A 9,371-nucleotide genomic window follows, 5' to 3' on the forward strand; every position below is an offset into this window, starting at 1 on the left:
ATTCTAACCGCTCTTTTCTTTTTCAATTTAAATTTTCTACTTTTATCGCTTATCTTTTTTTGTTTGTTGTCAATAACCATTTGTTATCACTGATAGTTATTAGTTATTTGACTTCGCTCTGGTGGCCCGTTACTTTTGTACCGTAATCCACCAACCTGTAATTTTAATGGAAACCAATAAAATCCAACGTTATAAACGGATCCTTTCCGGGTCACTCGCATGCCTGCTGATACTAACACTGCTGGTAGGCTTTGAAACATTTTTTCTCTGGACACGTTACCTGCTTCCCGGAACATCGCCGGCTTTGCAGGCGGCTCCGGCTAAGGGATGGCGCCCACCAGCTATGGCTACACTTCCTCCCGGAGAAAAAGGCGCCGCTATCGTTTACGGACAAACACTGATCCGGGAAACCGCGCGATACCTGGGCCCCAAAGGAAGCGTACTGCAAATTACCAACGGGATGAACTGCCAAAACTGCCATCTGCAGGCCGGTACCAAGCCTTATGGGAACAACTATAGCTTTACGGCCGCATCGTATCCTAAATTCAGGGCCAGATCCAACAGCTCGGAAACATTGAATAAACGCATCAGCGATTGCTTCGAACGCAGTTTGAACGGCACAGCGCCCGACAGTAACAGCAGGGAAATGATGGCCATCAGGTCCTATATAGAATGGTTGGGAAGTGAAGTAACTCCCCATGAAAAGCCCGATGGCAGCGGCCTGCGTAAGCCCGCTTATTTACAACGCGCAGCCGATCCAAAGAAAGGCGCCCGTATCTATACCCAACAATGCCAGCGCTGTCATGGCGCTAATGGCGAAGGCGTGAAAAGCGCCGACGGTATTGTTTTCACTTATCCTCCCCTTTGGGGACCACAAAGCTACAATGATGCCGCAGGACTTTACCGCCTGTCTAACTTCGCCGGCTATGTGAAATATAACATGCCTTTTGGCGTAGATTACAACTCAACCGTTCTTTCTGATGAAGAAGCCTGGGACGTAGCCGCATTCATTAATTCACAACCGCGGCCACATAAAGATCAGTCGGCCGACTGGCAGGATATTAAAAGGAAACCTGTCGATTTTCCTTTTGGTCCTTATGCAGATGCTTTTTCTGCAGAACAACATAAATACGGACCATTTAAACCCATGCAACATTAATTATAATCAAAAACGTACACCATGAAAAAGTTAACGCTGCTGCTTTGCCTCTTCACCCTGTTAACTGCGCAATACGCCATGAGCCAGCACAAAACCAAATACAGGGCCATTTACCAGCTGAACAGCGATGATGATAAAGTGATCCGCAATACCCTTCGCAATATTAAAAACGCCCTGGAAGATCCCCGCTTGCAAAACAAAGTGACCATTGAGCTGGTAGCTCATGGCAGTGGTGTAACGGCCTATAAAAAAGATCATCCCTACGAATCGCTGCTGCAGGAACTGCAATCCAAAGGTGTGCTCCTGGTAGAATGCGAGAACACGCTGCGGGAAAGAAAGATCTCAAAGGAAGAATTATTTCCTTTCATTCAATACACGCCCAGCGGTAATGGTGAGTTGATTATAAAACAGGCGGAAGGCTGGAGTTACGTACACCCATAAATTATAAATGATGAAACAATTTACAACAGTGCTGATAGTAACCATACTATTGGCAGGGGCGCTTCATGCCCAGGACTTCCGTTTTGACCCGCCCTGGAACACACCACCATCCGGGGGCGTAGCCTTTACCGTACCGGGCATCGATAATGTACCCGACCTTTATGGAGATATTACAGATCCCCAGCTGGTCATCTTCTTTGCCGGTAACCAGTTTATGGTAATTGACTCGCTGATCACCGGCTTTAAAAAAACTCACCCCCAATACCAACGCATATTTGCTGAAACGCTCCCTCCGGGTATCCTGGCGCAGCAAATCATCAGCGGATCGCTGGTGCTCGGGAATCTTCGTATAGCCGTAACACCCGATATTTATACTGCCGGGAAAAGCCGTATAGATCAGCTGCGGGACAGCTTCACGGTGGTAAAAAATTATGCAGGTAACACCCTCGCCATTATGGTGCAACAGGGCAATCCTAAAAGGATCAGGGGATTGACTGACCTGGCGCGTAAAAATGTACGGGTAAGTATGCCCAATCCCGCCTGGGAAGGCATCGGCAAACGCATTGAGGAAGCCTATATAAAGTCGGGGGGCGCTGCGCTGCAACAGGCAGTAATGAAAGATAAAGTAGCCGGTGGAAGCACCTATCTTACTAAAATACATCACCGGGAAACACCGCTGCGCGTGCTCCGGCAAAAGGCGGATGCAGGCCCGGTATGGCTTACAGAGGCCCTTTACCAGCAAATGATCCATCACCCGGTAAGCATAGTAAACATACCGGAAAAGGAAAACATCAAAGCGTCTTACTGGGCCGGTATACTGAAAAGTGCACCGCATCCGCAGGCGGCTAAGGATTTCATGGGCTACCTGATGAGCCCTGCAGGGCAGGGTATTTATAAACACTTTGGCTTTACGCCGCCTGAGTTGTAAGGTAATTTTGTACTTTTAGTGCATGTTCGATTTCAGACTCAGGGTATTTCACACCGTGGCCAAACGCCTCAGCTTTACCAAAGCTGCAGAAGAATTATATATTTCACAACCGGCTGTTACCAAACATATACATGAACTGGAGCAACAGCTTGGCATGGCGCTGTTTGAAAGGATCGGCAATAAAATAAAGCTCACCCGCGCCGGGGTGCTGGTAATGCATCATGCAGAAATTATTTTTACTGATTACCGCAACCTGGAATACGATGTAAATCAGCTGAAACATATGCAGGGCGGCCTGCTGCCTATAGGCGCCAGTACTACTATTGCACAATACCAGCTTCCCCCGCTGCTGGCGAAATTCAACCAGCGGTACCCGGATGTAAAAACATCGCTTACCAGTGGAAATACCGAACAGATTGAACAGGCGTTGTTTGAAAAAAGTATACAGCTGGGTATCATTGAAGGCAGCTCCAAAAATCCGTTGTTGAAATATGTGGAGTTTGCCAAAGATGAAATTATACTGGTAGGCAACATGAAGCATCAGTATGGCAGTGGCGAGCCGCTTACCCCGGCCGAACTTAAAACTATCCCGCTGTTAATGAGGGAACACGGCTCCGGCACACTGGAAGTTATTACCGAGGAGCTGAAACGCCTGAAATTAAAGATCACAGATCTGAACGTGGCCATGTATATGGGCAGTACAGAAAGCATCAAATCATACCTGCACCATTCGCCCTGTGCAGCCTTTATTTCTTCACAGGCGGTGCAGCGCGAACTGGAGCTGGGGGAGTTCAGGGTGTTACCGGTAAAAAACTTCAAGCTGGTGCGGAAGCTCCACTTTACTTACCTGCAGGGTTTGCAGGATAAGCTTTGCCAGCTTTTCATCCGCTTTGCCAGGCAAAACATGGTGGAATAACGGTCACACGCCTACGTTATTTATTCAGCAGCTGCCAATGCAGCATTTCTCCCGGTAACTTCAGTTCTTCCATGCCAAGGTGTTGCAGCACCTTCATAGAAGCCATGTTGGTAACATCACATTCGGCAATCAGTTTTTTCACGTGGGGTTGCCGGAAAGCCCATTCCACCAATGCTGTAGCGGCTTCGCGCATATATCCTTTTTTTCGCCAGGAAGGTAACAGGGTATATCCAATTTCCACCACGCCATTTTTATCGGGGCGGCCTTTAAACCCGATATCACCAATCACCACTGCTTCTTCTTTATTTACAATGATCCACAACATCCAGGGATACGATTGTGGATCGTGCTGAAGCAATTCAATAAAATGAGGCAGCTGTTCTTTCAGGTCGGGCTGCGGCCAGTTTTCCGGGATATGCGCCTGCAGTGTTTCGCGGGCATGCGGATGGTTTAAGAATATCTCTGTTAGCAACGGCAGGCGGCAGGGATATATATGTAATCGGTCGGTATTAAGGGGCAACATATATCGGAATTTAAAGCAATTGTTCACTAATGACTACGGGCTTTTACCACAGCCGTATCCAGCACCTCGCCGGGTTGGAGTATATGAATCCTGAGCTTGTCCAGGTCTGCTGTAAGCTCCTGCAACCTTTGTGGCGTACCACTGAGTACAGGCATTGTTCCATAATGACAGGGAATCAGGTGTTTCACCTTCAGCAGGCGCGCGGCAACTGCAGCTTCCAGCGGTCCCATTGTAAAGCGGTCGCCAATAGGCAGGATGGCTATATCCGGCTCGTAAATCTCTCCAATCAGCTCCATATCTCCAAATACAGAAGTATCCCCGGAATAGTACACAGAAATATCGTCGCTCATCCACACAATAAACCCGTTGCTGGCATGCGGGTAGCCTATTTTACCATCCGGCAGATTGATATGTGCAAAATGGAAGGCGTTGGTCATGGTTACTTTTACATTCATAACAGATACGGTACCTCCTGCATTCAGCGGTTCAAACGCGTGTTCCGGTACTCCCTGTTCCTGCAAATAAAACCGTACTATAGGGTTGGCAATCACTTTGGGCGACTTTGTGCGGATGATATCCACCATTTTGCTGTCCAGGTGATCGCGGTGCCCATGTGTGATAAGGATCAGGTCTACTTTATCCGGGATTGTTAAACCGGGAGGCAAGGCCGGATTATTTGTATACCAGGGGTCAATTAATATAACATGACCTTCCGGAGTGGTGATCCTGAAACTTGCATGCGCCAGGAACTGAATCTGGGACTGCGGCGTGTTCATAGTACTGGTGCTTAATGATCTAAATATACATCTTTTGAAAAAAGACAGCGGAGATCATAAACCATGATCCCCGCTGTCTTTCTGTGCTAACACTATGATTGATAGCGGTTATTTACGTTGCAATGTGTATATAATGGCTGCACTTTTATCTTCGAAAGTAACGTTTGCCCTCCAGGTCATTACACTACCGGCGCCGGTAATTTCCATACGGTAACCTTCTGTTACATTCTTTGCCTTATCGCCACTGTACAGCTTTTTAAAGCCGAACATACTTACTCCGCCACTTTTGGTAAGCGACCAGGCAATTTTCTGGGTAACTGCGCTACAGCCGTTTTCAGTAGATGTGAGCGTGTAGGAGCCCATTGCATAGTTATCCGGCAGGATCCACTGGCTGCCAATAAAACACTTGGCATTGGCTTCATCAAATACGGTTACTTTAGCGTTATCAGGGATTCCTTCGTACTTAATATCGGTTAAAACCCAGTTACCTTTTACGGCGCCTTTATTGATGTCCTGGGTAACACCTTGTTTGGGGGAGCAGGAAGATGCAAAAACGGCAACTATTGCCATCAGTAACGCTGCAAATGAAAATTTTCTCATGGGAAATTAGTTTGTGTGTTTAAATGCCATTGTATTCAACACGCAGCTATCAAATAAGGTTTTATAACAGCCGGAATACAGGGGCAATTTCAGCATTTGCAATAAACGTACCAAATGAAAGTATTGTTACTTAGCGGATTATGGAGCGGATTGGTTTACGGAAGGGACTTTCAGCTTAAACAGGATCTCTTCCAGCATCTGCGCGCGGTGGTAGAAATGCCAGGTGCTCGCTGCCAGGGCCATGGCCGCTACTGCCAGGGCAATAAATGCGCAACGCCACCAGATGCTTACAGTTATCCGGCGGTTCCAGAATGAGTCGATAGGAATATAGGTGTGATGATGGAAATTCGTATGTTCATAGGAGTTATAACCGCTCCAGGAGCTGTCTTTCCACTCCTTTTCCGGTTTAATCCGCTGCAGCACTGCTTCTTTTATTTTCACCGGTGGCTGGGCGCCTTCCTCCATCAGTTTATTTTCTATCCGGAGTTCGGCCGCTGTAAATTCAAGGTCGAGCAACGGGTAGATACGGCGCAGGTACAGTAACTCTTCTCCTTGTTCAGGAGTGGCGAGTCCCAGCAGATAACGCTCAATAATACCGCTTTCTATATAGTTATTGATGTTCAAACTGTCCGCTTATGTTAACCAAGGCTACAAAATATAAATAATAAATCACATATCTATAGATACGTTATATCCCCATCTGTCGGATTCTCAAAATTGTAAAATCTTTAAAATAACGATAATCCGGATGGAAAATTATAATAAGGGGCCTTCTACCTGTTCCTGCCGGATCATCTGGTGCAGGTTATCGCTACGTTGCTCCTGCGACATACGGTATTTGAGATAATAGAAAATAGCGAGGAAAAGGAACACCTTGGACATAATAAAGAAGATAATGAAGAAGATCTTCCACCAGCGGTGAACAATGATGTGGCTGCCATCTTTTGGCTGGATATTGATGAAAGTGTAATTGGAAGAGGGGTCTGAATAACCATGTCCTTCTTCCCACCGGATTTTCTGCAGCACCCGTTCGCGTATTTCCACGGGAGGCATGGCAGGCTCATCAAACGCGGCTCTTTCCAGGCGACGTTCAACAAATTCGACTTCTGTATCCAGTTCCGGATACAGCCTTCTCATGTGCTGCAGCTCTTCTACTTCTTCCTCAGAAGCCAGACCCAGCACGAAGGACTCGATAATACCGCTTTCTATGTAAAATTTTAGTTCCAAGTCTCTTTTAAGAATTGTCTGAAAGACTTCATTGCTTCTTTCAGGATTTCATTTATTTGCGCTTCCGGCAGTGCCAGTAAGCGGGCTATCGTTGTGATTGATAATCCTTTAAAATAACTAAGCCGGAACACCTGTTGTTGATCGGCTGGCAGTATCAGATAAAACTGCTGTAGTATGCCTTCTTCCTGCTTCATCAGCTCCGTACCGGTTAATGCGGTTTCCGGCAGGGCTTCTTTAATGGCTAATTCTCTCGTTTTACGCAGCAACCAGGTAAACAATGTCCGGTGGCCTGAGACCTGGAAAGTTCCAATATGCTGGAACGACCAGTGAAAAACTTTTACAATTACTTCGTTGGCCCGCTCTTTTACAGGCACGAGCTGTAATATAATATTGTAAAGGGCCCCGGCGTATCGGTCGTATAACAACTCTTTTGCCGCAGGATCTCCTATTATTAACCGCTCAATGAGCATTTGCTCACTTATATGTGCCAAATCTCGCCGCAAAGAAGCTGTGTACCAGGTTTAGAATGCTAATATATAGAAATAAAACTGGGTGTACGTCATAACATCTATATGAATTTATCAACATATTCAGCTAAAATGGATAACTATTGCCGCAAATCCAGCCTGTACAGCCAGTATTGCTGTCCAAATAAAGGCGCCAGTTCCTTTATTTGCAGAAACCCAAACTGTTCGTACAGATGCCTGGCATCCGGCATAATAGTACTGGCATACAGCCCAGGTATATGCTCCGCTCCCGCCCGGGCTTCCTTAATGCACATTTCCATCAGGTGGCGGGCTATTGCCCTGCCGCGGTAAGCCGGATGTACACCCAGCCGGCGGATATAGGCTTGGTTAGCGGGGTAAACCGGGGAAAGCACCGTTGCAAAACTAGTTATAGCTGGCCAGCGATAATTCCCGGATGGCAACAGCATCCGAAACAGTGGCTTTCCTGTAAATCAGTGTATCCATAACCGTTATTTAACCACCGCTGCTCCAACAATTTCCGGGGCCATGTTGTTGAAAGTTATCAACACAGGAAAGTTTAAAATTACAATATGATAATACTCATATTTATTTTTTTTACTGCACGATAATTTTGGAGAAAATCATTACTGCATGTCTTACACATCAATTACAGCCGCCGCACAACTGATCCAATCCGGCCACACCGTATTCATCCACACCGCAGCCGCCACTCCGCGGGAACTGGTGAATGCCATGACCGCCCGCAGTCATGAGCTGAAAAAAGTACGCCTGGTGAGCATCCACACCGAATGGGAAGCCCCATATGCCAGCCCCGAACATGCGCATGCTTTTGAAATAGATGCCTTCTTCGTAGGCAAAAATATCCGGCAGGCGGTAAATGAAGGCAGGGCCAATTATGTACCCATGTTCCTCAGCGAAATTCCCAGGTATTTCCGCACCTGTGAACAGCCCATAGATGTAGCGCTCATCTCCGTTTCCCCACCGGATAAAAATGGCTATTGTACCCTCGGCGTATCCTGCGATGTTTCCAAGGCAGCTGTAGATACCGCTAAAATTATCATTGCAGAAGTAAACCCACAGATGCCGCGTGTGCTGGGCGATGGCGTTATTCATATTTCCAGGATCAACGCAGCGGTAGAGGTAAACTATCCCATCTACTCACAAACCATCCGGCCATCCACCCACACAGAATTATCTATAGGCCGTCATGTTGCCTCCCTGATAGACGACGGGGCTACCTTGCAGATGGGCATAGGCGGCATCCCAAACGCTGTGCTGCAGTGCCTTTCCAATCATAAAGACCTTGGCATACACACAGAAATGTTTTCCGATGGCATCATCGACCTGGTACAAAAAGGGGTGATCACAGGTAAGTACAAAGCGGTACACCCCGGCCTGCTTATTTCCAGCTTTGCCATTGGCAGCCAGCGGCTGTACGATTTTATGGATACCAATCTCATCATGCGGCTCATGGATGTGGAATACGTGAACAACCCTACCATCATCCGCAAAAACCCAAGGGTAACCGCCATTAACAGCGCCATAGAGATCGATATCTTTGGCCAGGTATGTGCTGACTCAATTGGGTTCAGGCAATACAGTGGTGTAGGCGGACAAATGGACTTCATGCGGGGAGCCGCTCTTTCTGAAGGAGGCAAACCCATTATTGCTATTCCTTCCACTACTTCCAAAGGCCTTTCGCGCATTGTATCACAGCTGCAACCCGGCGCCAGTGTGGTTACCACCAGGGCTCACGTACATTATGTAGTTACGGAATACGGCGTAGCCCATCTGCGGGGGAAAAACCTCCGCCAAAGAGCACAGGCTCTCATTAATATCGCCCATCCGGATCACCGGGAAGCGCTGGAAAAGAACGCTTTTGAGATATTCAAGGTATTCGGATAAATACCGGCGTATGAAAAGGTTACTATCAGGCGTGCTGCTTTGTATCATCACGGCAACGGCATCCGCACAGATCACACAGGATGCCGTTAAACAACTAAGGATATACGAAGATGATGACTTCTTTAATGTATGGGGACGGGGAACAGATCGTGGCTACAGCAACGGCAGCAGCGGAGGTTATCTTTATATAAAAAAAAAGAAATCGGTATTCCTTGATAAATGGATACTCCCCGCAGCGGGCAGCAATGCCATTAATGTATTTGAATGGGATCTTATGCAAGTCATGATCACGCCCAACGAGATTGCCGATACCAGCTATATTCCCAAAGATTTTTACTACGCAGGCGCCCTGTACGCCACCCACGGACTTACTTCCTATAACCCGGGAAAAAAATACAGCTTCCACTC

General features: G+C 47.1%; 13 protein-coding genes. 6 read left to right on the plus strand and 7 right to left on the minus strand.

Features of this window, described 5'->3' with window-relative positions; genetic code table 11:
* The first annotated feature begins 166 nt into the window (after nt 1–166).
* The 4 genes from VN105_RS16495 to VN105_RS16510 are packed head-to-tail and all read left to right on the plus strand — an operon-like array spanning nt 167 to nt 3,444.
* Nucleotides 167–1,159, plus strand: coding sequence for a c-type cytochrome (locus VN105_RS16495; RefSeq protein WP_325642627.1), 993 nt, complete (start codon nt 167–169; stop codon nt 1,157–1,159).
* Nucleotides 1,160–1,180: 21 nt separating this feature from the next.
* Entirely contained in the window at nt 1,181–1,600 is a 420-nt protein-coding gene (locus VN105_RS16500) for a DsrE family protein (protein WP_325642628.1), read from the plus strand.
* Nucleotides 1,601–1,610: 10 nt separating this feature from the next.
* Entirely contained in the window at nt 1,611–2,528 is a 918-nt protein-coding gene (locus VN105_RS16505; protein WP_325642629.1) for a substrate-binding domain-containing protein, read from the plus strand.
* A gap of 22 nt (nt 2,529–2,550) precedes the next feature.
* Nucleotides 2,551–3,444 carry a LysR substrate-binding domain-containing protein gene (locus VN105_RS16510; protein ID WP_325642630.1) on the plus strand — a complete coding sequence of 298 codons (894 nt, stop codon included), beginning with the start codon at nt 2,551–2,553 and terminating at the stop codon, nt 3,442–3,444.
* Between the two features lie 16 nt (nt 3,445–3,460).
* On the opposite strand, the gene VN105_RS16515 is transcribed toward VN105_RS16510, so the two are convergent.
* The 7 genes from VN105_RS16515 to VN105_RS16545 form a co-directional block, all read right to left on the minus strand.
* Nucleotides 3,461–3,967 carry a GNAT family N-acetyltransferase gene (locus VN105_RS16515; RefSeq protein ID WP_325642631.1) on the minus strand — a complete coding sequence of 169 codons (507 nt, stop codon included), beginning with the start codon at nt 3,965–3,967 and terminating at the stop codon, nt 3,461–3,463.
* 26 nt (nt 3,968–3,993) lie between these two features.
* Nucleotides 3,994–4,743 (minus strand): metal-dependent hydrolase, encoded by a 750-nt coding sequence (locus tag VN105_RS16520; protein ID WP_325642632.1) that lies wholly within the window; start codon nt 4,741–4,743, stop codon nt 3,994–3,996.
* A gap of 108 nt (nt 4,744–4,851) precedes the next feature.
* A complete protein-coding gene (locus tag VN105_RS16525; protein ID WP_325642633.1) occupies nt 4,852–5,343 on the minus strand; it encodes a hypothetical protein in 492 nt (163 codons plus the stop codon).
* A gap of 138 nt (nt 5,344–5,481) precedes the next feature.
* Nucleotides 5,482–5,967, minus strand: a complete 486-nt coding sequence (locus VN105_RS16530) for a hypothetical protein (RefSeq protein WP_325642634.1) — start codon at nt 5,965–5,967, stop codon at nt 5,482–5,484.
* A 132-nt stretch (nt 5,968–6,099) separates the two neighbouring features.
* Nucleotides 6,100–6,570, minus strand: a complete 471-nt coding sequence (locus tag VN105_RS16535; protein ID WP_325642635.1) for a hypothetical protein — start codon at nt 6,568–6,570, stop codon at nt 6,100–6,102.
* A complete protein-coding gene (locus VN105_RS16540; RefSeq protein WP_325642636.1) occupies nt 6,561–7,061 on the minus strand; it encodes an RNA polymerase sigma factor in 501 nt (166 codons plus the stop codon). The genes VN105_RS16535 and VN105_RS16540 overlap by 10 nt, the downstream gene beginning before the upstream one ends.
* A 116-nt stretch (nt 7,062–7,177) precedes the next feature.
* Nucleotides 7,178–7,504: a GNAT family N-acetyltransferase gene (locus VN105_RS16545; RefSeq protein ID WP_325642637.1), complete on the minus strand. Its 327-nt coding sequence runs from the start codon at nt 7,502–7,504 to the stop codon at nt 7,178–7,180.
* 184 nt (nt 7,505–7,688) lie between these two features.
* Here VN105_RS16545 and VN105_RS16550 point away from each other — a divergent pair, with 184 nt between their 5' ends.
* Nucleotides 7,689–8,963 carry an acetyl-CoA hydrolase/transferase family protein gene (locus VN105_RS16550; protein ID WP_325642638.1) on the plus strand — a complete coding sequence of 425 codons (1,275 nt, stop codon included), beginning with the start codon at nt 7,689–7,691 and terminating at the stop codon, nt 8,961–8,963.
* Between the two features lie 10 nt (nt 8,964–8,973).
* Nucleotides 8,974–9,371 (plus strand): lipid A-modifier LpxR family protein (locus VN105_RS16555; protein WP_325642639.1); only part of this gene is annotated, 398 nt, incomplete at its 3' end.

It is taken from the genome of Chitinophaga sp. (assembly GCF_035564935.1).
Classification (GTDB): Bacteria; Bacteroidota; Bacteroidia; order Chitinophagales; family Chitinophagaceae; genus Chitinophaga.

Excerpts from the sequence above, each read along its gene's own strand:
- VN105_RS16500 (WP_325642628.1), top strand. The coding sequence starts at position 1,181 with ATGAAAAAGTTAACGCTGCTGCTTTGCCTCTTCACCCTGTTAACTGCG.
- VN105_RS16510 (WP_325642630.1), top strand. The coding sequence starts at position 2,551 with ATGTTCGATTTCAGACTCAGGGTATTTCACACCGTGGCCAAACGCCTC.
- VN105_RS16545 (WP_325642637.1), bottom strand. The coding sequence starts at position 7,504 with ATGCTGTTGCCATCCGGGAATTATCGCTGGCCAGCTATAACTAGTTTT.
- VN105_RS16525 (WP_325642633.1), bottom strand. The coding sequence starts at position 5,343 with ATGAGAAAATTTTCATTTGCAGCGTTACTGATGGCAATAGTTGCCGTT.
- VN105_RS16505 (WP_325642629.1), top strand. The coding sequence starts at position 1,611 with ATGAAACAATTTACAACAGTGCTGATAGTAACCATACTATTGGCAGGG.
- VN105_RS16495 (WP_325642627.1), top strand. The coding sequence starts at position 167 with ATGGAAACCAATAAAATCCAACGTTATAAACGGATCCTTTCCGGGTCA.
- VN105_RS16520 (WP_325642632.1), bottom strand. The coding sequence starts at position 4,743 with ATGAACACGCCGCAGTCCCAGATTCAGTTCCTGGCGCATGCAAGTTTC.
- VN105_RS16515 (WP_325642631.1), bottom strand. The coding sequence starts at position 3,967 with ATGTTGCCCCTTAATACCGACCGATTACATATATATCCCTGCCGCCTG.
- VN105_RS16550 (WP_325642638.1), top strand. The coding sequence starts at position 7,689 with ATGTCTTACACATCAATTACAGCCGCCGCACAACTGATCCAATCCGGC.